This window comes from Pantoea sp. B270, assembly GCF_018726825.1.
Lineage (GTDB): Bacteria > Pseudomonadota > Gammaproteobacteria > Enterobacterales > Enterobacteriaceae > Pantoea > Pantoea dispersa.
Map to the genome: position 1 here is coordinate 1,959,796 of NZ_JAHCSX010000001.1, position 23,252 is coordinate 1,983,047.

The 23,252-nt window shown below is 57.4% G+C and carries 22 protein-coding genes, 6 tRNA genes and 1 other RNA gene; 19 read left to right on the top strand and 10 right to left on the bottom strand.

Features of this window, described 5'->3' with window-relative positions; all coding sequences use genetic code 11:
* The first annotated feature begins 98 nt into the window (after positions 1-98).
* From KOL70_RS09405 to KOL70_RS09420, 4 genes are read left to right on the top strand one after another with little or no spacing between them, the layout of a single operon-like run.
* Positions 99-1,187: an LLM class flavin-dependent oxidoreductase gene (locus KOL70_RS09405; RefSeq protein WP_215480570.1), complete on the top strand. Its 1,089-nt coding sequence runs from the start codon at positions 99-101 to the stop codon at positions 1,185-1,187.
* The gene (locus KOL70_RS09410; RefSeq protein ID WP_021508244.1) at positions 1,187-2,170 is read left to right on the top strand and encodes an ABC transporter substrate-binding protein; all 984 of its coding nucleotides are present in this window, start codon (positions 1,187-1,189) and stop codon (positions 2,168-2,170) included. The genes KOL70_RS09405 and KOL70_RS09410 overlap by 1 nt, the downstream gene beginning before the upstream one ends.
* The gene (locus KOL70_RS09415; RefSeq protein WP_059012166.1) at positions 2,167-2,757 is read left to right on the top strand and encodes a cysteine dioxygenase; all 591 of its coding nucleotides are present in this window, start codon (positions 2,167-2,169) and stop codon (positions 2,755-2,757) included. The genes KOL70_RS09410 and KOL70_RS09415 overlap by 4 nt, the downstream gene beginning before the upstream one ends.
* Positions 2,750-4,366, top strand: coding sequence for a rhodanese homology domain-containing protein (locus KOL70_RS09420; protein WP_127834403.1), 1,617 nt, complete (start codon positions 2,750-2,752; stop codon positions 4,364-4,366). Before KOL70_RS09415 ends, KOL70_RS09420 begins: the two co-directional genes overlap by 8 nt.
* 125 nt (positions 4,367-4,491) lie before the next feature.
* Here the strand turns inward: KOL70_RS09420 and KOL70_RS09425 are convergent.
* Positions 4,492-4,567: transfer RNA gene (locus tag KOL70_RS09425), tRNA-Ala, on the bottom strand.
* A gap of 44 nt (positions 4,568-4,611) precedes the next feature.
* Positions 4,612-4,687: transfer RNA gene (locus tag KOL70_RS09430), tRNA-Ala, on the bottom strand.
* A 361-nt stretch (positions 4,688-5,048) separates the two neighbouring features.
* On the opposite strand from KOL70_RS09430, the gene KOL70_RS09435 reads away from it, so the two are divergent.
* Both KOL70_RS09435 and KOL70_RS09440 read left to right on the top strand, forming a co-directional pair.
* Positions 5,049-5,837 carry a formate/nitrite transporter family protein gene (locus KOL70_RS09435; RefSeq protein ID WP_021508241.1) on the top strand — a complete coding sequence of 263 codons (789 nt, stop codon included), beginning with the start codon at positions 5,049-5,051 and terminating at the stop codon, positions 5,835-5,837.
* 111 nt (positions 5,838-5,948) lie between these two features.
* Complete coding sequence (locus KOL70_RS09440) at positions 5,949-6,302, top strand: YfeC-like transcriptional regulator (RefSeq protein ID WP_058758359.1); 354 nt, start codon at positions 5,949-5,951, stop codon at positions 6,300-6,302.
* A gap of 83 nt (positions 6,303-6,385) precedes the next feature.
* On the opposite strand, the gene gltX is transcribed toward KOL70_RS09440, so the two are convergent.
* Positions 6,386-7,807, bottom strand: coding sequence for a glutamate--tRNA ligase (gene gltX / locus KOL70_RS09445; RefSeq protein ID WP_058776541.1), 1,422 nt, complete (start codon positions 7,805-7,807; stop codon positions 6,386-6,388).
* A gap of 273 nt (positions 7,808-8,080) precedes the next feature.
* Between gltX and KOL70_RS09450 the strand changes: the two genes are divergently transcribed.
* From KOL70_RS09450 to KOL70_RS09475, 6 genes are all read left to right on the top strand, one after another.
* A tRNA-Val gene (locus KOL70_RS09450) sits at positions 8,081-8,156 on the top strand.
* A 41-nt stretch (positions 8,157-8,197) separates the two neighbouring features.
* A tRNA-Val gene (locus KOL70_RS09455) sits at positions 8,198-8,273 on the top strand.
* A 41-nt stretch (positions 8,274-8,314) separates the two neighbouring features.
* Positions 8,315-8,390 (top strand) — tRNA-Val (locus KOL70_RS09460).
* Positions 8,391-8,394: 4 nt separating this feature from the next.
* Positions 8,395-8,470 (top strand) — tRNA-Lys (locus KOL70_RS09465).
* A 44-nt stretch (positions 8,471-8,514) separates the two neighbouring features.
* Positions 8,515-8,651, top strand: a non-coding RNA gene (locus tag KOL70_RS09470) — RtT sRNA.
* Positions 8,652-9,023: 372 nt separating this feature from the next.
* Complete coding sequence (locus KOL70_RS09475) at positions 9,024-9,380, top strand: FlxA-like family protein (protein WP_021508090.1); 357 nt, start codon at positions 9,024-9,026, stop codon at positions 9,378-9,380.
* Here KOL70_RS09475 and KOL70_RS09480 read toward each other — a convergent pair.
* The gene (locus KOL70_RS09480) at positions 9,377-10,297 is read right to left on the bottom strand and encodes a LysR family transcriptional regulator (protein ID WP_021508089.1); all 921 of its coding nucleotides are present in this window, start codon (positions 10,295-10,297) and stop codon (positions 9,377-9,379) included. The genes KOL70_RS09475 and KOL70_RS09480 overlap by 4 nt on opposite strands.
* A gap of 101 nt (positions 10,298-10,398) precedes the next feature.
* Here KOL70_RS09480 and KOL70_RS09485 point away from each other — a divergent pair, with 101 nt between their 5' ends.
* Positions 10,399-11,400: a bile acid:sodium symporter family protein gene (locus KOL70_RS09485; protein ID WP_021508088.1), complete on the top strand. Its 1,002-nt coding sequence runs from the start codon at positions 10,399-10,401 to the stop codon at positions 11,398-11,400.
* Positions 11,401-11,431: 31 nt separating this feature from the next.
* Here KOL70_RS09485 and KOL70_RS09490 read toward each other — a convergent pair whose 3' ends face one another.
* The 3 genes from KOL70_RS09490 to zipA form a co-directional block, all read right to left on the bottom strand.
* A complete protein-coding gene (locus tag KOL70_RS09490; RefSeq protein ID WP_021508087.1) occupies positions 11,432-11,650 on the bottom strand; it encodes a DUF3820 family protein in 219 nt (72 codons plus the stop codon).
* Position 11,651: 1 nt separating this feature from the next.
* Positions 11,652-13,670 (bottom strand): NAD-dependent DNA ligase LigA, encoded by a 2,019-nt coding sequence (ligA, locus tag KOL70_RS09495; RefSeq protein ID WP_215480571.1) that lies wholly within the window; start codon positions 13,668-13,670, stop codon positions 11,652-11,654.
* Between the two features lie 72 nt (positions 13,671-13,742).
* Positions 13,743-14,732, bottom strand: a complete 990-nt coding sequence (zipA, locus tag KOL70_RS09500) for a cell division protein ZipA (RefSeq protein ID WP_215480572.1) — start codon at positions 14,730-14,732, stop codon at positions 13,743-13,745.
* Between the two features lie 217 nt (positions 14,733-14,949).
* Here zipA and cysZ point away from each other — a divergent pair, with 217 nt between their 5' ends.
* The 6 genes from cysZ to crr all read left to right on the top strand — a co-directional run bounded on the left by cysZ (position 14,950) and on the right by crr (position 19,903).
* Entirely contained in the window at positions 14,950-15,711 is a 762-nt protein-coding gene (gene cysZ / locus KOL70_RS09505) for a sulfate transporter CysZ (protein ID WP_127834407.1), read from the top strand.
* Positions 15,712-15,851: 140 nt separating this feature from the next.
* A complete protein-coding gene (gene cysK, locus KOL70_RS09510; protein ID WP_215480573.1) occupies positions 15,852-16,823 on the top strand; it encodes a cysteine synthase A in 972 nt (323 codons plus the stop codon).
* 16 nt (positions 16,824-16,839) lie between these two features.
* Complete coding sequence (locus KOL70_RS09515; protein ID WP_021508082.1) at positions 16,840-17,034, top strand: hypothetical protein; 195 nt, start codon at positions 16,840-16,842, stop codon at positions 17,032-17,034.
* Between the two features lie 178 nt (positions 17,035-17,212).
* Positions 17,213-17,470 carry a phosphocarrier protein Hpr gene (ptsH, locus tag KOL70_RS09520; protein WP_007889063.1) on the top strand — a complete coding sequence of 86 codons (258 nt, stop codon included), beginning with the start codon at positions 17,213-17,215 and terminating at the stop codon, positions 17,468-17,470.
* A 159-nt stretch (positions 17,471-17,629) separates the two neighbouring features.
* Positions 17,630-19,357, top strand: coding sequence for a phosphoenolpyruvate-protein phosphotransferase PtsI (ptsI, locus tag KOL70_RS09525; RefSeq protein WP_125309124.1), 1,728 nt, complete (start codon positions 17,630-17,632; stop codon positions 19,355-19,357).
* A gap of 42 nt (positions 19,358-19,399) precedes the next feature.
* On the top strand, positions 19,400-19,903 hold the full coding sequence (gene crr, locus KOL70_RS09530; RefSeq protein WP_010617547.1) for a PTS glucose transporter subunit IIA: 504 nt from the start codon (positions 19,400-19,402) through the stop codon (positions 19,901-19,903).
* Between the two features lie 244 nt (positions 19,904-20,147).
* On the opposite strand, the gene KOL70_RS09535 is transcribed toward crr, so the two are convergent.
* From KOL70_RS09535 to cysM, 3 genes are all read right to left on the bottom strand, one after another.
* On the bottom strand, positions 20,148-21,509 hold the full coding sequence (locus tag KOL70_RS09535) for an ATP-binding protein (RefSeq protein WP_021508080.1): 1,362 nt from the start codon (positions 21,507-21,509) through the stop codon (positions 20,148-20,150).
* Complete coding sequence (locus tag KOL70_RS09540; protein WP_021508079.1) at positions 21,506-22,186, bottom strand: response regulator transcription factor; 681 nt, start codon at positions 22,184-22,186, stop codon at positions 21,506-21,508. The genes KOL70_RS09535 and KOL70_RS09540 overlap by 4 nt, the downstream gene beginning before the upstream one ends.
* 173 nt (positions 22,187-22,359) lie before the next feature.
* Positions 22,360-23,244, bottom strand: coding sequence for a cysteine synthase CysM (gene cysM / locus KOL70_RS09545; RefSeq protein WP_215480574.1), 885 nt, complete (start codon positions 23,242-23,244; stop codon positions 22,360-22,362).
* Between the last annotated feature and the right edge of the window lie 8 nt (positions 23,245-23,252).

Consider the following 23,252-nt stretch of genomic DNA (forward strand, 5'->3'; position numbering starts at 1 on the left):
TTCACCGTTTCCCGCAAACCCTTTGCACAATATCGAATTTCCGTTGTTGCCGTCTGCGCCCGTAGCTTTTCCTTCTGACCTCACCTCAGGAGAATCGCATGAGCATTCAGTTCCTTGGCATGATTGGCCACCGGCTTGCCTCAGAAATCATTCCCGCATCCGGCACGTTGTTCGATAAAGATTACATCGCCCGCTTTGCCCGCGCCCATGAAGCGGCCGGCTTCGACCGCATCCTTGTCGGCTACTGGTCCGATCAACCCGATGGCTTTCTGGTCACCGCTCACGCAGCGGCGCATACCCAGAAGATTAAATTCCTGCTGGCGCACCGTCCGGGGTTTGTCGCGCCCACGCTGGCGGCCCGCAAGCTGGCTTCGCTCGACCATCTCACCGACGGCCGCCTGGCCGTGCACATTATCAGCGGCGGCAGCGACAGCGAACAGCGCCGCGACGGTGATTTTCTCAGCAAGGCTGAACGCTATGCGCGCACCGACGAATTTCTCAGCGTGCTGAAACAGAGCCTCGAATCGCCACAGCCTTACGATCATCAGGGCCGGTTTTACCAGGCTGAGCAGGCTTTCTCTGCCATCAAACCGCTGCAACATAAGCTGCCGATCTATTTCGGCGGATCGTCACCGGAGGCGATTGACGTGGCGGCGCAGCATGCCGATGTCTTCGCGCTGTGGGGCGAACCGTTAAAAGGCGCGGCCGAGACGGTACGTAATGTGCGTGCGGCGGCGGCCGCGCAGGGGCGCCAGATTGCGTTTAACATCTCCTTCCGGCCTATTCTGGGTAACACCGAAAAAGAAGCCTGGGAGCGCGCCGAACATATCCGCGCCACCGCAGAGAAGCAGCTGGCGGAGACCGGCTATACCTTTGGTTTGCCGAAGCCGCAGAGTGTCGGTGCGCAGCGTCTGCTGGCGGCGGCGCATGAGAGCGAACGCCACGACAAAGTGCTGTGGACCGGCGTGGCAAAACTGGTGCAGGGCGGCTACAACTCCACCGCGCTGGTCGGCACGCCGGATCAGGTTTCTGAGGCGCTGCTGGATTATTATCGCCTCGGTATTCATAGCGTGCTGATCCGCGGATTTGACCCGCTGAATGACGCGGTGGAATACGGCCGTGAGCTGCTGCCGCTGACGCGTGAAAAAGTGGCTGCGCTCAGCGCAACTGAAAAAAGGAGCGCCTGATGCGTCTCGCCGCTCTGTTTGCCGGTGTTGCGCTGGCCCTCGCGTCACTCCAGCCGCTGCTGGCGGCCGATAAAGTCACGCTGCGCCTCGGCGATGTGAAAGGCGATCGTTTTGCCGCCCTGAAAGCCTCGGGCGAACTGAACAATCTGCCTTACGATCTTAAGCTCACCGCCTTTGACTCCGGCGCGCCGGTGCAGGAAGCGCTCAATGCCGGGGCGCTCGACGTTGGCTTTACCGGTGATTTGCCGTTTCTGTTTGTCTATGCGGCAGGCGCGCCGGTGAAAGCCGTGGGTGCCTGGCAGAATAACCCGGACAGCATCGCCCTGCTGACCCGCCCCGACGCCGGCATTCACCGGCTGCAGGATTTGAAAGGTAAGCAGATCGCGGTCAACCGCGGCGGCTGGGGACACTATCTGCTGCTGGGCTTGCTGGAGCGCGCTGGCCTGACGCCGCAGGATGTCACGCTGCGCTTCCTCGGACCGGTGGATGGTCGCGCGGCGCTGACGTCCGGTGCGGTCGCGGCCTGGGCGCCGTGGGAGCCTTATATTGCCACCTCGACCGCCATCGACGGCACGGTGCGCGTGCCGGACGGCGGGGGTAAAGGCATTATGTCCGGTTACTCCTACGCGCTGGCCCGCAATGAAGCGTTGCAGGACGCCGGCAAGCGGGAAGCGATTGCCGACCTGCTGGCGCGACTGGCGAAGGCGCAAATCTGGGCGCAACACCATCCGCAGGAATTCGCCGGCGTGCTGAGCCAAACCCTGAATATGCCCCCCGCCATTACCCGCAGCTGGATTGACGATGCGCGCATCCGCCCGCTGGTGTTTGACACGCACCTGATTGCCACGCTGCAGAAATCCGCCGACTTTTTCCATCGTTATCAGGTGTTGCCAAAACAGGTCGATGTCAGCCAGGCGTTTGACTTCAGCCTGTCCGCCGCCGCTAACCGCATCGCCCAGCACGCGCCGGGAGACAAATCATGAGTGATTATCAGCACCATCGCCTGCGCACCTTCGTCGCCCGGCTGGCCACCCTGCTCGACAGCCAGCCGGACGAAGCGACCATTTTGCGGCAGGGCAGCGGCTGGCTGGCCGAACTGATTCGCCACGATGACTGGCTGGATGAGGCGTTTACCCAGCCCCATCCGCAGCACTATCAGCAATATCTGCTGTATGCCGATGCGCAGCAGCGCTTTTCCGTGGTGAGTTTTGTCTGGGGGCCGGGTCAGCAGACGCCGATTCACGATCACCGCGTCTGGGGCCTGATTGGCATGCTGCGCGGCGCCGAGATTTCACAATCGTGGCAGCCGGGCCCGCACGGTTTACAGGCAGAAGGTGCGCCGGTGCGGCTTGAACCCGGCAACGTGGAGGCGGTGTCGCCAACGGTCGGTGATATCCATCGCGTCAGCAACGCCTTTGACGATCGCGTCTCCGTCAGTATCCACGTGTATGGCGCGAATATCGGCGCGGTTGAGCGCGCGGTCTACACCGCCGACGGCCACGAAAAACGCTTTATTTCCGGCTACAGCAACCGTTATCTACCTAACATTTGGGACCTTTCACATGACTAAACCGGTTTTCCCGTTTCGCCAGGCGGCGGAACTGCTGACAGCGCTGCGTCAGCAACAGGAAGTAGCGATCATTGACGTACGCGATGAGGCGCTGTTTGCCACCGGGCACCCGCTGTTTGCCGTCAACATTCCGCTGTCAAAGCTGGAGCTGGAGCTGCTGGACCGCATTCCCCAACGTCACACCGCCATTACGCTGTATGACAACGGCGAAGGCCTGGCGCAGACCGCTGCTGAACGTCTCGCCGCGCTGGGTTATCAGCAGGTCACGCTACTGGCCGATGATTTAGCCGGCTGGCAGGCGGCTGGCGGCGAGCTGTTTATCGATGTTAATTCACCCAGCAAAGCGTTTGGCGAACTGGTGGAACATCATGCCCGCACGCCTTCGCTCTCCGCCGATGAGGTACAGGCGCTGATTAGCGATGATGCCGACGTGGTGGTGCTGGATGCGCGGCGCTTCGATGAATATCACACCATGAGCATTCCGGGCGCCACCAGCGTACCGGGCGGCGAACTGGTGCTGCGCGTGCGCGATTTAGCCCCCTCACCGCGCACCACGGTGATTGTGAATTGCGCCGGACGCACGCGCAGCATTATTGGCACGCAGTCGCTGGTCAATGCCGGTATTCGTAATCCGGTATTCGCGCTGCGCAACGGCACCATTGGCTGGACGCTGGCCGGTCATGCGCTGGAGCATGGGCAGAGCCGCCGCTATGGCAACGCCAGCGAAACCGCGCAACGTCAGGCCGCGAGCCAGGCACGCGCCATTGCCGATCGCGCTGGTGTGACACGCATTCCTCTGGCGACGCTGACGCGCTGGCAGCAGGAAGCACGCACCACCTACCTGTTCGACGTGCGTGATGCCGAAGAGTACGCCGCCGGTCATCTGCCGGGCAGCCGCCACGTGGCGGGCGGCCAGCTGGTACAGGAGACCGATCATTACGCCAGCGTGCGCGGTGCGCGTATCGTGCTGGTGGATGATGACGGTGTCCGCGCCAATATGACCGGCTCCTGGCTGGCGCAGCTTGGCTGGCAGGTGGCGGTGCTTGACGCGTTGCAGGCCAGCGATTTCAGCGCTGTCGGTAGCTGGCAGCCGCAGGTCGCGCCGGTTGCTGCGCCGGAATCGATCTCACCCGCGCAGCTGGCCGAGTGGCTGGCGGCTGGCGACACGCAGGTGCTGGATTTCACCACGCTCGCCAATTACCGCAACAGCCATATTCCCGGGGCGGCCTGGCTGCTGCGTTCCACCCTGCAGCAGCAGGGCAAGGCACTACTGCCCGATGCTGGCCGCTATGTGCTGACCTGCGGCAGCAGTCTGCTGGCCAGCTATGCCGTGGAGCAAATTGCCACGCTGACCGGCAAACCGGTGCGGGTGCTGGCGGGAGGCAATGCAGCCTGGCGCGCCGCCGGTCTGCCCACCGAACAGGGCGAGCAGCGCCTGCTCTCGCCGCCCATCGATCGTTATCGCCGCCCGTACGAAGGCACCGATATTGAACCGGACGTGATGCAGGCCTATCTCGACTGGGAATATGGTCTGGTGGCGCAACTGGATCGCGACGGTACCCACGGTTTTCGCGTGCTGCAGCTGCAGCCACAGGCCGTGACGGTTTAACACGGAAAGGCGCTGCAGGTCAGCGCCATTGCGCGCAGCCAGTCGGCGAATACAACGTCACACTGCGCAAACGGGCAGTATTATTATCGGGTTTTAAGTACGTTTGTTCTGAACGAACAGAGAATTGGTGGAGATAAGCGGGATCGAACCGCTGACCTCTTGCATGCCATGCAAGCGCTCTCCCAGCTGAGCTATACCCCCACATCTGGAATTCGTTTTTTCAGTGCAAACCGTTGGGAGCGGTTTGGTGGAGCTAAGCGGGATCGAACCGCTGACCTCTTGCATGCCATGCAAGCGCTCTCCCAGCTGAGCTATAGCCCCGTACCGAAAAAACCGCCGAGTTACCTCGACGGACGGCATAATATGAGACCGCTGTTTGAGTGTCAACGGCAAATTCTCGTTCTGCGTGCGATCGCTGAAAAAGGCGGCAACCCTGTGTCGCCGTGGCTTTTTTTTCAGCGCAGCGTGTGCTCGACATCCCTGCCCTCAGCCGTTATCTCAACGCCGCCTCAACGGTGCGCCACGCCGAGGTTAACTTTAGGTTAAAGATGTTAGCGTCAGGCTTGTTTTCGTTAATGGTGCGTGTAAAACTTAGCGCGCTAATTAACCGGTTAGCCGTCCAGGGTATTCACTCGCTAACCGGCCAGCACGTCCTCCTTGTTTAATAAAAGAAAAGTGAACTATGTCGCTGCATACACCTAAAGAGATCGCGCAACTGGCGATTCAGGCCGGCGTGGCTAAAAGCCGTCTGCCGGTTTCCACCTTATTAATTCTTGGCTTTATGGCTGGCGCGTTTATCGCCACCGGCTTCCTGCTCGATCTGCACGTTATTAACCAGCTGCCTGCTGAATGGGGCTCGTTTGCCGGCTTCCTCGGTGCGGCGGTATTCCCGGTCGGACTGATTCTGACCGTGCTGGCGGGTGGCGAGTTGCTGACCGGCAACATGATGACGCTGCCCATTGCCTGGTTCGCGCGCCGCATTAGCGGTTTCAGCGTGCTGCGTAACTGGTTTTGGGTCACCATCGCCAATTTTATTGGCAGCGTTGCGGTAGCATGGTTCTTCGGCCATCTGCTCGGCATGACCGAAGGCGACTATCTGAAGAAAACCGTGGCGATCGCCCATGCCAAAGTGAACGCCGATTTCATGCACGCGTTCATCTCCGGCATCGGCTGCAACTGGCTGGTGTGCCTGGCGGTGTGGCTGGCCTTCGCCAGTAAAGATATGGTCGGCAAAATCTTCGGCATGTGGTTCCCGGTGATGGCCTTCGTGGCAATCGGTTTCCAGCACGTGGTGGCCAACATGTTTATCGTGCCTGCCGCAATTTTTGCCGGTCAGATGAGCTGGGCAGAATTTGCACCTAACGTGGTTGCGGTATTTTTAGGCAATGGTGTGGGCGGTGCGATCTTTGTCGGCCTCACCTATTTCCTCGCCTTCCGTCCGGCACAGGCGGCGGTCAGCGAAGCACAGTAAACCGATTTTGCCTTTTGTCGCACAGCAAAAGGCATTTTCTGCCTTGATTACTTTTCCCCGTAACGTTTTGTTGTAATATGTAGAGCTAATGTATTTAACAGGGACAGCATCGTGAAAAAGGAATGGCTCACTCCCGAAGAGCTCGCGCTGGAAACGGGCTACAGTCGGCAGACGGTGAATAAATGGATCAAGCGTGAAAACTGGACGACCACGCCCAAGCCCGGTGTACAGGGCGGTAAGGCGCGATTAATCCACATTGATGAGCGTGTCAAAAGCTTCATTCAGTCCACCCGCCATGCAAACGAACCGGCGGCGAATTACGGCGCTCAGCAAAATACGTTACCTGCGTTATTAATAAATTCTGTCCAGCAAATGACGGCCACCGAACAGGAACAACTGGCGGCGCTGTTATTGCGGGAAGGGATCAGGGGCGTATTACAGCGGTTAGGAATCCAGGAAGAATAGAAAAGCCGGAAGCAGTGAGATGCTTCCGGCTTTTTTGTTGCCTGCCTTATCACAGCAGCCTGACAGGCCGCTGTTCAGCTCAATCAGGCCTGTGCTTCACGCTCCGCGATAAACGCCAGTGCTTTTTCGATACGCGCCACGCTGCGGCTGCGGCCGATGGCTTCCACCGTCACGTCGAGCCCAGGCGACTGGCCGGCACCGGTTACGGCAACGCGCAGCGGCATACCAACTTTGCCCATGCCGAGCTCAAGTTCATCCGCAGCAGCCTGAATGGCGTGATGCACGTTTTCCGCATTCCAGTCGCTGTCGCTGATGGCCGCCAGCTTGTCGCGCACCACTTCCAGCGGCTGACGCGCCACCGGACGCAGATGCTTTTTCGCTGCATCCGCATCAAACGCGTCAAACTCTTCATAGAAGTAGCGGCAGGACGCGGCGATTTCGACCAGCGTTTTGCAGCGCTCACCCAGTAGCGTCACCAGCTTCGCCAGCTCCGGTCCGGTGCGGGTATCGATGTTCTGCTGCTCGATGTGCCACTGCAGCTGGGTCGCGACATATTCCGGCGGCAGCGTATTAATGTAATGGTGGTTGAGCCACTGCAGTTTCTCGGTGTTGAAGGCGCTAGCCGACTTGCTCACCGCATCGAGGGTGAACAGCTCGGTCATTTCCGCCACGCTGAAAATCTCCTGATCGCCATGTGACCAGCCGAGGCGCACCAGATAATTAAGCAGCGCTTCCGGCAGGTAGCCGTCGTCGCGATACTGCATGACGCCCACTGCGCCGTGACGCTTGGACAGCTTTTTACCGTCATCGCCAAGGATCATGGATACGTGCGCATAAGTTGGCACTTCCGCACCAATCGCTTTCAGGATGTTGATCTGACGCGGCGTGTTGTTGATATGGTCTTCACCACGAATAACGTGCGTGATGCCCATATCCCAGTCGTCGACCACCACACAGAAGTTGTAGGTCGGTGAACCGTCGGTACGGCGGATGATCAGATCATCCAGTTCCTGGTTGCTGAATTCGATCGGACCACGAATCTGATCGTCAAAAATTACCGAACCGTCCTGCGGGTTGCGGAAGCGCACCACGCACGGCTCATCGGCAGCATGATGTTCATGGCTGTCGCGGCAGCGGCCGTCATAACGGGGCTTCTCGCCTTTTTCCATCTGCTCTTCACGCAGCGCGTCCAGACGCTCTTTCGAGCAATAGCATTTATAAGCAGTACCGGCTTCCAGCATTTCGTCGATAACGTCGTTATAACGGTCGAAACGTTTGGTCTGGTAGTACGGGCCCTCATCCCAGTCGAGATTCAGCCAGTTCATCCCATCCATAATGGCTTCGATCGCTTCCGGCGTGGAGCGCTCCAGGTCGGTATCTTCGATACGCAGGACGAATTCGCCCTGGTTATGGCGAGCATAAAGCCATGAGTAAAGCGCAGTACGCGCACCACCGACGTGCAGGTAGCCCGTCGGGCTGGGTGCGAAGCGAGTTTTGATTTTCATTCAGCATTGCCTTAAATGCGCAGGTTTCGTTGTCTGGATGACAAAAAAACGGGTTAACGCGGAAAAACAGTGCGCATATTCTAGCAGGTGAGGCTGATTCCTCAATCACTGTCACGCTGGCGGCGCGGGCAGAAGTGCGTTTTTCTGCTAATAAAACCAGCACATTGGCTAAAAGCGCTGCATGATGTCTAAATTTAAAGCGAACGCACATTTATGTTTTAAAAAGCGTTGACTCACTTCGAAGGATCCCTATAATGCGACTCCACACAGCGGGGGTGATTAGCTCAGTTGGTAGAGCATCTCCCTTACAAGGAGGGGGTCGGCGGTTCGAGCCCGTCATCACCCACCACTCTTAATGAGATGGCCCGCAGTGAATAAGAGATAAGATATGGGTGATTAGCTCAGTTGGTAGAGCATCTCCCTTACAAGGAGGGGGTCGGCGGTTCGAGCCCGTCATCACCCACCATATCTTAGTCAGATGACACTCTTGTTAAGCAGTACCGAAGTGGGTGATTAGCTCAGTTGGTAGAGCATCTCCCTTACAAGGAGGGGGTCGGCGGTTCGAGCCCGTCATCACCCACCACTTCGGGTCGTTAGCTCAGTTGGTAGAGCAGTTGACTTTTAATCAATTGGTCGCAGGTTCGAATCCTGCACGACCCACCAAATTCAGGAAAAAGCGCCCTCAGGGCGCTTTTTTCGTTTCTGTGCGCCGATGCTGAACGTGCAGGATGAGAACCTGCTGCAGGTTCGACTGAATCGCCGGGAGCGATTCAGGCTGATGCGCCAGCATTACCCGCAGGGCGAGGCCCCGGATGGGCCGAGGCATATCCTGCACGACCCACCAAATTCAGGAAAAAGCGCCCTCAGGGCGCTTTTTTCGTTTCTTCACATCCCACTCCCCAGGCTGCCAGTTAAGCTGTAACTGCATTCAATCAAAGTTGCACATGTGGTAGCGGCGCAATTTATTGCGCGATGAATCGCGCCGCTACGAATAGTGTGCGATTTGCGATTGCCTTACCTGACCGCGCTTACGTTCTCAGGGCACTTTTTCGCTTCACCTGTGAAGAAAGAACCCGCTCTGCCTGAGGCCGTGCCCGCTCTATCCCCTCCCGCCCTCGTTCCTGACGAAACCTTTTCGCAAATTTGACACTTTCTACTCTCAAGCCGCAGCGGCTGCGTTCCGATAACGAAAGGGCACATTTGCAAGGAGAACGTTATGACCACCATTTCGACCAATACCAATATTGGCAGCAGCAGTACTTCGGGATCCGGAAGCGCATCCGGCAGTAGCGATAGCGCCTCGAAAATCGCCAGCCTGACCAAACAAATCGCCAGCCTGAACGATGAACTGAAAGACATCGCGAAGGACAAAAGCCTGACCGAGAAGCAAAGAAAGGATAAGCAGGAGACGATTAACGCGCAGATTCAGCTGCTGCAGGCGCAAATCCAGCAGTTGCAGAAGCAGGAAAAGGAGAAAGCGGAGCAGAAGCAGGAGAAACAGGAGGTTACTGCAGTGAAAGCGGATGGCATCAACCGCCCAACCGACAGCAACCAACTTGACGTTTATGTTTAAAACGCCGGATTAAGCGCGCGATCCTGCGTCAGCAGCGCCGCCTGCTGACGCACTTCCTGCCAGATAGCCTCCGCTGCCGGGGTGAGTGACCGGTTTTTGCGTTTAATCAGCATCAGGCTGCGATTGATCTCCGGATAGAGCCGGCGCACCGTCAGCTTACGACCAGACGGCAGCGGCAGCGCCAGTGCCGGTAAGATACTGATGCCAATGCCCGCTTCCACCATCGGATAAAGCGTGGCTGGATGGCCAATCTCCTGCACCACCTGCACGTTCAGCGCCAGCCGCTGCAATGCGGCATCGACCAGCAATCGGCTGCCCGACGCGTAATCCTGCAGCACCATAGCGCGACCAGCCAGCATTGACCACTGGGCCTGCGGCACCTGCGCCAGCGCATCATCCTGATGGCACAACAGTAAAAACGGCTCCTGCAGAATCTCCTCGCTATCGAAATCCGCATCCTGCAGCGGACCGATGACGATGCCAAAATCGACTTCCGCATTGCGCACGCTCTGCAATACCCACTGCTGCACGCGGTCGTGCAGAATCACCCGAATGTCGGGGTAGCGCAGCTGGCTGCTGGCCAGACATTGCGGCATCAGATGCGCCGAGGGCGTCTGGCTGGCCGCCACGCGCACCGTGCCGCTGCGCTGCTCGCCATAGCTGCGCACATCGAGCAGCGTGGTATTGAGCTCCTCCAGCAGTCGTTCCAGCCGCGTTGCCAGTTGCTGTCCGGCTTCACTCAGTAGCACCTCGCGCGTGGTGCGATCCAGCAGCCGTACGCCCATCTCCGCTTCCAGCTCTTTAATACTGTGACTGACAGCCGACTGGCTCAGCCCAATCGCCTGCCCTGCCTGGCTGAAACTGCCGTGCTGCGCCACCGCCACAAAGGTGCGCAACTGTCGTAAGGTGTAATTCATCGATTGTGCTCATAGATTAATGCAATAAATCAATTTTATTTCTAAACGCGTCTGACGCACAATCAGCAGCATCATTTATTACATTTAAGCGGATTGTAACAATGGGCTTTTTACGACTTGATCCGATGATGGTCAAACTCATCATCACCGTGCTGCTGGCCAGCTTCTTTCCGGCCAAGGGCGGGTTTGTCGATTTCTTCGAATACCTGACCACCGCGGCCATCGCCCTGCTGTTCTTCATGCACGGTGCCAAACTGTCGCGTGAGAAGATTATCGCCGGCAGCAGCCACTGGCGACTGCATCTGTGGATTATGTGCAGTACCTTCGTGATTTTCCCGATCCTTGGCCTGCTGCTGGTGTGGTGGCATCCGGTTAACGTCGGCGCGGAGATTTACACCGGTTTCCTCTACCTGTGTATCCTGCCGGCGACGGTGCAGTCCGCGATTGCTTTCACCTCCATGGCGGGCGGTAACGTTGCCGCGGCGGTGTGTGCTGCCTCCGCCTCCAGTCTGCTCGGCGTCTTTATTTCGCCGCTGCTGGTTAACCTGGTGATGAATGTGCACAGCGATGCGCCGGGCAACGGTCTGGAGCAGATTGGTAAAATCATGCTGCAGCTGCTGGTGCCCTTTGTGCTGGGCCACCTGGCACGCCGCTGGATTGGTGGCTGGGTGGAGAAGCATCGCAGCCTGATTGGCAAAACCGATCAAACCTCGATTCTGCTGGTGGTCTATTCGGCGTTCAGTGAAGCGGTGGTTAACGGCATCTGGCATCGCGTCGGCGTTGATACCCTGCTGTGGATTCTGGCTGGCAGCCTGCTGATTCTGTTCGTCGCACTGGCGATCAACCTTGGCGCTTCCCGGCTGTTTGGCTTTAGCCGTGCGGATGAGATTGTGGTGCTGTTTTGCGGCTCGAAAAAGAGCCTGGCAAACGGTGTACCAATGGCCAACATCCTGTTCCCGGCCAGCGCAGTGGGGATTATTGTCCTGCCGCTGATGATCTTCCATCAGGTCCAGCTGATGGTGTGCTCGTTCATTGCCCAGCGCTATAAAGCCGGCAATGAGAAGAAGCTGGCGAAGCAACAGATTGAAGCGCAGAAGTCATAAAACATCAGGCCCGCAATTGCGGGCCTGTCACTTATTCACTGCGCTTGAGCGGTTTAACTAAGCCCTGTAAGCCTTCGATTTTGATCGCCAGCGTCAGCTGCATCAGCTCACCCAGTTTGCCGGCGGGAAACTCATTTTTACGCGCAAACCACAGCAGATACTCTTCCGGCACATCGATCAGCATCCGCCCTTTGTATTTGCCAAACGGCATCGCGGTATTGGCAATCTCAACCAGCTGCTGCTTATCCATCTCAGGCGCCCAGTAACCGAATCATTTCGGCTTCATCGATCACCGCAATCCCCAGCTCCTGCGCTTTTGCCAGCTTGGAACCGGCGGCCTCACCGGCGATCAGCAGATCGGTTTTTTTCGATACGCTGCCGCTGACTTTGGCCCCCAGCGCCGTCAGCCGCGCTTTGGCATCGTCACGGTTCATCTGCGACAGCGAGCCAGTCAGTACCACGGTTTTTCCGGCAAACGGGCTGTCGATCTCTTCGGCTTTGACCACTACCACCGCCGGCCAGTGCACGCCCACCTCCTCCGTCAGCTGGCGGATCACTTCACGGTTGCTCTCCTCTTCCATGAAGTTGCGCACGTGCGCTGCCACCACTTTGCCGACGTCCTGTACCGCGATTAGCGCATCGAGATCGGCGTTCATGACCTTTTCCAGCTCGCCAAAGTGGTTCGCCAGGTTGGCCGCCGTCGCCTCGCCCACTTCGCGGATGCCGAGCGCATACAGGAAGCGCGGCAGCGTGGTGAATTTGGCTTTTTCCAGCGCATCCACCACGTTTTGCGCCGATTTGGGCCCCATGCGGTCCAGTCCGGTCAGCTTGCCGGCGGTGAGACGGAACAGGTCGGCCGGGGTTTTGACGTACTCTTTTTCCACCAGCTGGTCGATGATTTTATCGCCCATGCCGTCCACGTCCATCGCACGGCGTGAGACAAAGTGCTTCAGCGCTTCTTTACGCTGCGCGCCGCAAATCAGCCCGCCGGTACAGCGCGTTACGGCTTCGCCTTCCACACGCTCTACGTCAGAGCCGCAAACCGGACAGTGGCTGGGAAACACAATCTCGCGCGCATCCGCCGGACGCTCAGATTCCACCACGTTAACCACCTGCGGAATCACGTCACCGGCGCGACGAATCACCACTTTGTCACCGATACGTAGCCCCAGCCGGGCGATTTCATCGGCGTTGTGCAGCGTTGCATTACTGACTATCACGCCCGCGACCTGCACCGGTTCGAGGCGCGCCACCGGCGTAATCGCGCCGGTACGTCCAACCTGAAACTCGACGTCGCGCACGATCGTCATCTGCTCCTGCGCCGGGAACTTGAATGCCACCGCCCAGCGCGGTGCGCGCGCCACAAAGCCCAACTGCTCCTGCAGCGCCTGCGAGTCGACTTTGATCACCACGCCGTCAATATCAAAGCCGAGTGACGGACGGTCCTGCTCAACCTGGCGATAAAACGCCAGCACTTCATCCGCGGTGTGCACCAGGCGAATCCGCTCGCTGACCGGTAATCCCCAGGCCTTAAACTGTTGCAGACGCTGCCAGTGGCTGGCAGGCATTTCGCCGCCCTCCAGCAGGCCAAAGCCGTAGCAGAAGAAGGTCAGCGGACGTTTCGCGGTGATACGCGGATCGAGCTGGCGCAGCGAGCCGGCCGCCGCATTACGCGGGTTGGCAAACACTTTGCCGCCGGTGCGTCGTGCTTCCTCATTCAGCTTCTCAAAGCCGCTTTCGGTCATGAATACTTCGCCGCGCACTTCTACCCGCGCCGGAATATTGTCGCCGTGCAGGCGCAGCGGAATGGCGTGAATGGTGCGCACGTTCGCCGTGATGTTTTCACCGGTGGTGCCATCGCCGCGCGTGGCGGCACGCACCAGCAGGCCGTTTTCATACAGTAAACTTACTGCCAGACCATCCAGCTTCAGCTCGCAGCAATAGGTGAGATCATCAGTGCTTTTCAGGCGATCCTGCACGCGCTTATTGAAGGCAAGAAATCCGGCTTCATCAAAGGTGTTATCGAGCGACAGCATCGGCACTTCGTGGCGCACCTGTTCAAAGGTGGCAAGCGGTGCCGCGCCCACGCGCTGGGTGGGAGAATCCGGGGTGATTAAATCGGGATGCGCGCTCTCCAGCTCACGCAGTTCGCGCATCAATCGGTCATATTCTGCATCCGGGATTTCCGGCGTATCCATCACGTGATAGAGGTATTCGTGGTGGCGTAACGTGGTGCGCAGCGCGGTGATCTGCTCCTGAACCGATGTCATATTCTCTCGTCCGATAAAAAACCCCCGGCAAGCGGGGGTTATTTAGTTAAAGGGTGATACTGCTGGCGGCGCTTAGCCAATAACCTCGCGGATGCGTGCTTTATACGTTTCCAGCTTTTGTGGTGTCATCATGCGACGCTCATCATCCAGCACCACGCCACCGACATCATCGGCGATGCGCTGTGCCGATTGCAGCATCAGCTTAAAGTTCTGATTGGCGTCACCGTAGGACGGCACCATCATAAAGATCGAGACGCCGGGCGTGGTGAAATCGCCCATTTCATCCGGATTGAACGAACCCGGTTTAACCATGTTTGCCAGGCTGAACAGCACCGGACCGCTGCCGGCCGGGCTGAGATGGCGATGGAAAATGTTCATTTCACCAAACTGGAAGCCGGCCTGCAGAATGCCCTGCAGCAGCGCTTCACCGTTCAGTGCGCCACCGGCATGCGCGGCAACGTGCAACACCAGCACCGCTTCTTTTTTACTACCCGGCGCAGCGGGCTGCGGTTGCGGTTGCGGTGCAGCTTCCTGCACAGGCGCAGGTTCAGGTTGTTTAACCTCAGGCTCGGCGGCAGTAAACTCCGGAGCCGGCTGGGTGACGGACAGCGGTTCATTATCCAGCAGCGGATCGGCCTGAATCGGTTGTGGCTGCGGCACAGGCTGCGCCACCGGCGCCTGCGGTTGTGGCGCAGGTGCAGGCTGACGTACCGGCGCATCGTCCAGCAGCGGATCGCCGCTTAACGGCGTTTCCTGGCGTGGGAACGGCTGACGCACCGGTTCCGGCGCACGCGGAGCAGCAGGTTTGGTGACCGGCGCATCGAACTGTGGCTCGTCTTCGGCATCACGCTGACGACGCACGCGTACTTCGCCGACGCCATCGTCTTCGCTGTTCAGCAGATCATCGTCATCCGCTTCTTCACGCTGTTTCAGACGTTTGTGCGGGCGATCGCGAAACACGGAAGAGCGCTCTTTACGGCTGGTCCACAGTCCGTGAAGAAGCAGCGCTATTATGGCGATCGCGCCAACAACGATTAATATCAGACGCAAATCCTGCATCATTGTATTCTCTGTTGTTCCAATACCTTGCCACCACGGCAAACTTTATCCTCTAACTGTATTTGCCCAGCTACACAAGTGCAAGTCTGTGCAGTATTTTCTGACAAATAAGATAGCTGCCCCACGCTTTTTTGCTGTTTTTTCGCGCAAAGTGCGCCTGTCACCGATAAAAAGCCAGGTTATGATGTTGGCGCCGCTACATAAAGGAGAAAGGCTCGCTATGCCCGCTGAGAATTCGGTCTCATCCATGAATGGTATTCATTATTTTGCCCAGGGCTGGAAACTGGTGCGTCTGCCCGGTATCCGCCGCTACGTCATCATCCCGCTGCTGGTAAACATTGTGCTGCTGGGCGGTGCGTTTATCTGGCTGTTTCAGCGCCTCGGCCAGTGGATTCCACAGCTGATGTCGCACGTGCCGGACTGGCTGCAGTGGCTGAGCTATCTGCTGTGGCCGCTGTCGGTAATTTCGATTGTACTGGTATTCAGCTATTTCTTCTCCACCATCGCCAACTGGATTGCCGCGCCATTTTGCGGCCTGTTGGCGGAGCAGCTGGAAGGACGTCTGACCGGAAAACCCCTGCCGGACAGTGGCTGGCTCGGCATGATGAAAGACATCCCGCGCATCATGAAGCGCGAGTTACAGAAGCTCGGCTACTATTTGCCGCGCGCACTGGGCCTGCTGCTGCTCTATTTTATCCCCGGCTTTGGCCAGACCGTGGCGCCGGTGTTGTGGTTTCTGTTTAGCGCCTGGATGCTATCGATACAATATTGCGACTATCCGTTCGACAACCACAAAGTCAGTTTTCCTCAGATGCGTAACGCGCTGCGTCAGCATAAAACCGCCAATATGCAGTTTGGCGCGCTGGTCAGTCTGTTCACCATGATTCCGATCCTCAATCTCGCCATCATGCCGGTCGCGGTATGCGGCGCGACCGCCATGTGGGTCGATCGCTACCGCAGCCAGCATGCGCGTCATCTATAATGCATCAAAAAGCCTTATGCATTTTTGCATCAGGCTTATGGTCGCAGGCTATATAGATATACGATTTCTTTCCTTCCGCCGGGGGTCAGAACAGGTATGCTCTGAGGGTTCCCAATATTTCATACAGTTAAGGACGGGCTATGAGTAAGATCTATGAAGACAACTCTCTGACAATTGGTCATACGCCGCTGGTTCGACTGAACCGCATCGGTAATGGACGCATTCTGGCGAAGGTCGAGTCGCGTAACCCGAGCTTCAGCGTTAAATGCCGTATCGGTGCCAATATGATTTGGGACGCAGAAAAACGCGGTATTCTGAAACCGGGCGTTGAGCTGGTAGAGCCAACCAGCGGCAACACCGGCATTGCGCTGGCCTATGTCGCCGCTGCGCGCGGCTACAAGCTGACGCTGACCATGCCTGAGACCATGTCGATTGAACGTCGCAAGCTGCTGAAAGCGCTGGGCGCCAATCTGGTGCTGACCGAAGGGTCAAAAGGCATGAAGGGTGCCATCGCCAGGGCAGAAGAGATTGTTGCCAGCGATCCGGACAAATATGTGCTGCTGCAGCAGTTCAGCAACCCAGCTAACCCGGAGATTCACGAGAAGACCACTGGCCCGGAGATCTGGGAAGACACTGACGGCGCCGTAGATGTCTTCATTGCCGGCGTGGGCACCGGCGGTACGCTGACCGGCGTGAGCCGCTACATCAAGAACACCAAAGGCAAGCAGGATTTGATCACCGTGGCTGTTGAGCCTACGGATTCCCCGGTCATCGCGCAGGCGCTGGCGGGAGAAGAGATCAAACCGGGTCCGCATAAGATTCAGGGCATCGGTGCCGGTTTTATTCCGGGTAACCTTGACCTGAAACTGATTGACCGCGTGGTGGCCATCACCAATGAAGAAGCGATCAGCACCGCGCGTCAGCTGATGGAAGAGGAAGGCATTCTGGCCGGTATCTCTTCCGGTGCAGCGGTGGCGGCTGCCCTTAAGCTGCAGGAAGATGAAGCCTTCGCCAATAAAAATATTGTGGTGATTCTGCCCTCTTCCGGCGAACGCTATCTCAGTACCGCACTGTTTGCCGATCTGTTCACCGAAAAAGAGCTGCAACAGTAAACGCCAGAGTCTGAAAATGATGAAAAAAGCACCCAAATGGGTGCTTTTTTGTGGCGCAGATCTCACTTTTACCACCGGGCAGATTGATTTCAGTGATGCGGCTCTGGTATTTAAGCAGCCAATTATTTCGGTGCCTGAAATTAATCTGCCTTTGAAGTGGATCAAGCTGAATCGATTTACTGATTTGGTGAAACGGCGAATCACGGCATAATCAACAGAGTGACGTATTGCAGCAGTTTTGATCCGTCATCGAAAAAATGACTTTTTCATTCAAGCGCATTTTTTGGTCAGCGTGATGCCGTACCAGCGCACCTACACAGGCTAAAGTTACGGCTCCAGGCTAGACTTTAGATCCATAACACCAAACCTGATAAAGTTGGGGAAATAGAATGTTCCAGCAAGAAGTTACCATTACCGCACCTAACGGCCTCCATACCCGTCCTGCAGCTCAGTTCGTGAAAGAAGCGAAGGCTTTCCAGTCTGAAATCACTGTTACTTCTAACGGCAAATCTGCCAGCGCGAAAAGCCTGTTCAAACTGCAGACTCTGGGTCTGACTCAGGGTACGGTTGTTACGCTTTCTGCAGAAGGTGAAGACGAGCAGCAGGCGGTTGAGCATCTGGTCAAACTGATGGCTGAACTGGAGTAATTCCGTTCCGGCAAGCCATTAAACCGACTCCTTTGCCCCATTGAGTGCAATTATGTTGATCGCGGACAACCTGTCCGCGTTATTGCTTCCTTAGAGTACTGCTCCGCGACAGTGGCAACGCATTGGGTCAATGAGCCATCGTGATTAAAAGGTAGGGTTATGATTTCAGGCATTTTAGCATCACCGGGTATCGCTTTCGGCAAAGCACTGCTGTTGAAGGAAGACGAGATCGTCATCAGCCGTAAAAAGATTACTGACGACCAGGTTGAGCAGGAAGTTCAGCGCTTCCTCGACGGTCGCAGCAAAGCAGCCGGGCAGCTTGAAGCCATCCGTGTGAAAGCCGGTGAAACCTTCGGTGAAGAGAAAGCGGCGATCTTTGAAGGTCACATCATGCTGCTCGAAGACGAAGAGCTTGAGCAGGAAATCATCGACCTGATTAAAAAAGATCACGTAACCGCTGACGCCGCTGCCCACTCTGTGGTTGACGGCCAGGCGAAAGCGCTGGAAGAGCTCGACGACGAATATCTGAAAGAGCGCGCGGCTGACGTACGAGACATCGGCAAGCGTCTGCTGCAGAACATTCTGGGTCTGCATATCGTTGACCTGAGCGCCATTGCTGACGAATCCATTCTGGTGGCGAAAGATCTGACGCCATCTGAAACCGCACAGCTGAACCTGAAAAAGGTGCTGGGCTTTATTACCGATCTGGGTGGCCGTACTTCCCACACCTCGATCATGGCGCGTTCGCTGGAGCTGCCTGCGATCGTCGGCACCGGCAACGTGACCGCTACCGTGAAAAACGGTGATTTCCTGATTATCGATGGCGTGAACAACAAGATTTACGTCAATCCGACCGACGACGTGCAGGAAGAGCTGAAAGCGATTCAGACGCAGTATCTGTCTGAGAAGCACGAGCTGGCGAAACTGAAAGATCTGCCAGCGATTACGCTGGACGGCCATCAGGTTGAAGTGTGCGCCAACATCGGTACCGTGCGTGATGTCGCCGGTGCTGAGCGCAACGGCGCGGAAGGTGTTGGTCTTTACCGTACTGAATTCCTGTTCATGGACCGCGATTCGCTGCCAAGCGAAGAAGAGCAGTTCCAGGCTTACAAAGCCGTGGCGGAAGCGATGGGTTCCCAGGCCGTGATCGTGCGCACCATGGACATCGGCGGCGACAAAGATCTGCCGTACATGAACCTGCCAAAAGAAGAGAACCCGTTCCTCGGCTGGCGTGCGATTCGTATCGCTATGGACCGCAAAGAGATTCTGCATGCCCAGCTGCGCGCCATTCTGCGTGCGTCTTCCTTCGGCAAACTGCGCATCATGTTCCCGATGATCATTTCGGTTGAAGAAGTGCGCTTCCTGAAGGCTGAGCTGGAGATGCTGAAGGCACAACTGCGTGAAGAAGGTAAAGCCTTTGATGAGTCCATTGAAGTGGGCATCATGGTGGAAACCCCGGCTTCCGCAGTGATTGCCCGCCATCTGGCGAAAGAAGTCGACTTCTTTAGTATTGGGACAAATGACCTGACGCAGTATACTCTGGCGGTCGATCGTGGTAATGATTTGATTTCACACCTCTATAACCCAATGACGCCATCTGTACTGGGCCTCATCAAGCAAGTGATCGACGCATCACATGCCGAAGGGAAATGGACCGGCATGTGTGGTGAGCTGGCTGGTGATGAACGTGCTACACTACTGTTACTGGGAATGGGGCTGGACGAATTCAGCATGAGTGCCATTTCAATCCCAAGCATCAAGAAGATCATTCGCAATACCAATTTCGAAGATGCGAAGGCACTGGCAGAGCAGGCTCTGGCTCAACCCACAGCGGAAGATTTGATGAACCTGGTGAACAAGTTCATCAAAGAAAAAACGCTCTGCTGATCCACGAGACGCTGGCCCCAAATTACTGCTTAGGAGAAGATCATGGGTTTGTTTTCTAAACTTTTTGGCGATAAATCAGAGAGCGCGTCAGGGACTATCGATATCGTTGCGCCTCTGTCAGGCGAAATCGTGAATATCGAAGACGTACCTGATGTGGTATTCGCAGAGAAAATCGTCGGTGATGGTATCGCCATCAAACCTACTGGCAACAAAATGGTTGCACCAGTGGATGGCACTATCGGCAAGATTTTCGAAACCAACCACGCGTTTTCTATCGAGTCTGATAACGGCATCGAACTGTTCGTGCACTTCGGTATCGACACGGTAGAACTGAAAGGTGAAGGCTTCAAACGCATCGCTGAAGAAGGCCAGAAAGTGAAAAAAGGCGATGTGGTGATCGAGTTTGATCTGCCGCTGCTGGAAGAGAAAGCTAAATCCACGCTGACCCCGGTCGTGATCTCGAATATGGATGAGATCAAAGACCTGGTGAAACTCTCCGGTCAGGTTACCGTGGGCGAAACGCCGGTTATCCGCATCAGGAAGTAAACCGCGCTGATTGCGTGAAAACGGCACCCAATGGGTGCCGTTTTTGTTTGCTTCACACGCTGATGAATGATTTGCAGGCGAGCGCTTCTGGCAAAGCGCACCGTGCCTGTTTGAGGGCAGGACGACCGGGCAGAGGAGCAAAGCGTCCCGCGCCATGGATGGCGCGGGCCGAGGCCCAGGGACGGTTTATGCCGTCTTTGCGATCTGTCTGGTCGTCCTGACCGCCTGCGCCTGACGTGATGATTTACGCCTGCTTCCAGCGCGGCAGCCGCAGCGTCACTTCCAGCCCGCCTTCCGGACGGTTCACCGCCTGAACTTCGCCGTGATGGGCCAGAACCACTTTGCGCACGATCGACAGCCCCAGCCCGTAGCCTTTGCCCATTAGCGGTGAATTCACCCGAACGAACGGATCGAAGATACTCGACAGCTTCTCATCATCCACGCCCGGCCCCTGATCGCGCACGCGAATTGCCAGCCACTGATTCTCCGCCTGCAACTGCACGCTGATATGCTGCCCCTGATGCGAGAAACGCAGCGCGTTGCGCAGCACATTCTCCACGCCGCGGCGGATCAGCTCAGCATTACCGCGCACGGTGTAATCCGCGTTCTCATCCACCAGAAAATCTACGTGCACACCGGGGATCTGCGCTTCGTAGCGCACATCGGTTACCACCGCATGCAGCAGACCGGTCAGGTCAAAATACTGCTCGCCAGGCATGCTCTCATGCTCAGCGCGCGACAGCGTCAGCAGTTCGCCGATCATCTTATCCAGACGGCGCGCCTCCTCGTCGATGCGATTCAGTGAGGAGGCTACCGACTCCGGCGTCTGACGCGCCAGACCGGTGGCTAACTGCAGGCGCGCCAGCGGGGAGCGCAGCTCGTGGGAGATATCGTGCAGCAGCTCCTCGCGCGCTTTCACCAGCGTATCCAGCCGCTCCACCATCGCATCAAAATCCTGGGCCACAATCGACAGCTCATCATGGCGTCGACGCATCACCGGATAGAGCCGCACCGACAAATCACCGCGCGACACGCGGGCAAACCCCTCCCGCAGCTGACGCATTGGTCGCGTCAGGTTCCACGCCAGCAGCAGACTGAACAGCAGCCCCAGCGCGCCGGCAAAGGTAAACATCGGCTCGGGGATATTCAGAATACGACGCGGGCCTCCGCCGCCCATTGAACTGTCTTCGCGCAGTCCTTTGACGTCATAGCGCAGTTCGTACTCTTTACCGTCAGCGCCCTTCACCCAGCGCACAATCACCTGCGGAAACGGCCCGTGAAACGGCTGATTAAAGGTCTCCGGCGGCGCATTGTCCGGCGTAGTGGCCGGTCTGGCGTGCTGAATCACCGAGAAAAACTGGCGATCGTTCGGCTCCCAGTCGGCCATCATATCGTCAAGCGAGCTGGGGCCGCCGCGCTCCAGTACCGACACCGCCGAAGCCATTTGCAGATTAACGATTCGACGTACCGCCACAATCTCCGGCGGCTCGTGACGGTTTCCTGACAAGGTAAAGCCCAGCCACAGCAGCTGGCTGATAATCACAAACACAATCCAGAAGCCCAGCAGGATCTTCCAGAACATGCGACCACGGTAGCTGTGTTTCATCGAATGCGATAACCAATGCTGCGCACGGTTTCAATATTCACGCTGTCTGCGGTCAGCGCAGCCAGCTTCTGGCGGATGTTGCTGATGTGCACATCCACGCTGCGATCGTAAGCTTCACGCGGTCGGCCCAGCCCCTTCTCCGACAGCTCATCTTTGGACACCACGCGGTCCGGTGCGCGCAGCAGCAGATCCAGCAGATTGAACTCAGACGCGGTGAGATCAAAAGCTTTGCCCTGCCACTCCGTGATACGCGTGGCCGGGTTCAGGCTGAGATCGCCCCAGCGCAGGACCTCTTTCTTGTCCGGCACCGGTGCCTGATCTTCAAAGCGACGCAGCACCGCGCGCAGACGCGCCACCAGCTCGCGCGGATAGCAGGGTTTGGGCACGTAGTCATCCGCGCCCATCTCCAGGCCGATAACGCGGTCGATATTGTCGCCCTTCGCCGTCAGCATAATCACCGGCAGGCGGCTGTTCTGCCGCACCTGACGCAGCACATCAATACCGCTCATATCCGGCAGCATGATGTCGAGAATCATCGCGGTGTAGTGTCCGGATAACGCCCCTTCAATCCCGGCGCTGCCGGTCAGCACCAGCTGGGTTTCAAAACCTTCGGCAATCAGGTACTGGCTCAGCATGGTGCCAAGTTCAACATCATCATCAACAAGCAGGATTTTCATCTTTTTCTCTCGTACAAAATTGCCGCTATTTTGTCCTGAGTGCCGCGGGAAAGCAGCCAGTTTTACGCGATCCTTACAGTGACCGCGTCAGAACATGCTTAGGGAGACTATAGACAAAAATGGCCCGTACGCCGCGTCACAGGGCGCACGAAGCCAGAAACAGGCGGGGGGAACTAGCGGTGAAAAACACCGGTGGAAAGATAGCGATCGCCGCGATCGCAGACAATGGCGACAATCACACTGCCCGGCTGCGCCGTCGCAATGCGCAATGCGCCAGCCACTGACCCACCTGAACTGACGCCGCAGAAAATGCCTTCGCGCTGCGCCAGCGCGCGCATGGTCTCTTCCGCCTCCTGCTGCGCCATATCTATCACTTCATCCACCAGTTCCGGACGAAAAATCCCCGGCAGATAGGCCGCCGGCCAGCGACGAATACCGGGAATACTGCTGCCCTCCTGCGGCTGCAAACCAATCACTTTCACCGCCGGAGCAAACTCTTTCAGATAGCGCCCGACGCCGCTGATGGTGCCGGTGGTGCCCATGCTGGAGACAAAATGTGTCATACGACCGTGGCTTTGCTGCCAGATCTCCGGACCGGTGGTGAGATAATGGCCGAGCGGGTTGTCGGGATTATTAAACTGATCCAGCACTTTGCCTTCACCGCGCTGCGCCATGGCCTGCGCCAGATCGCGTGCGCCCTCCATGCCCTGCTCGCGGGTCACCAAAACCAGCTCAGCCCCGTAGGCGCGCATCGCATCCTGACGCTCCTGGCTCATGTTCTCCGGCATCAGCAGGCGTAACCGGTAGCCTTTCAGCGCGGCAATCATCGCCAGCGCAATGCCGGTATTGCCGCTGGTGGCTTCGATCAGGGTGTCGCCGGGCTGGATTTCACCCCGCAACTCAGCGTGGTGGATCATCGACCAGGCCGCGCGATCTTTCACCGAACCTGCCGGATTGTTGCCTTCCAGCTTGAGCCAGATTTCGCTGCCGTTATCCGGCGTCAGGCGCTGCAACTTAATCAGCGGCGTATTGCCGATGGTGTTTTCCAGAGTGGTCACGGTGTCAT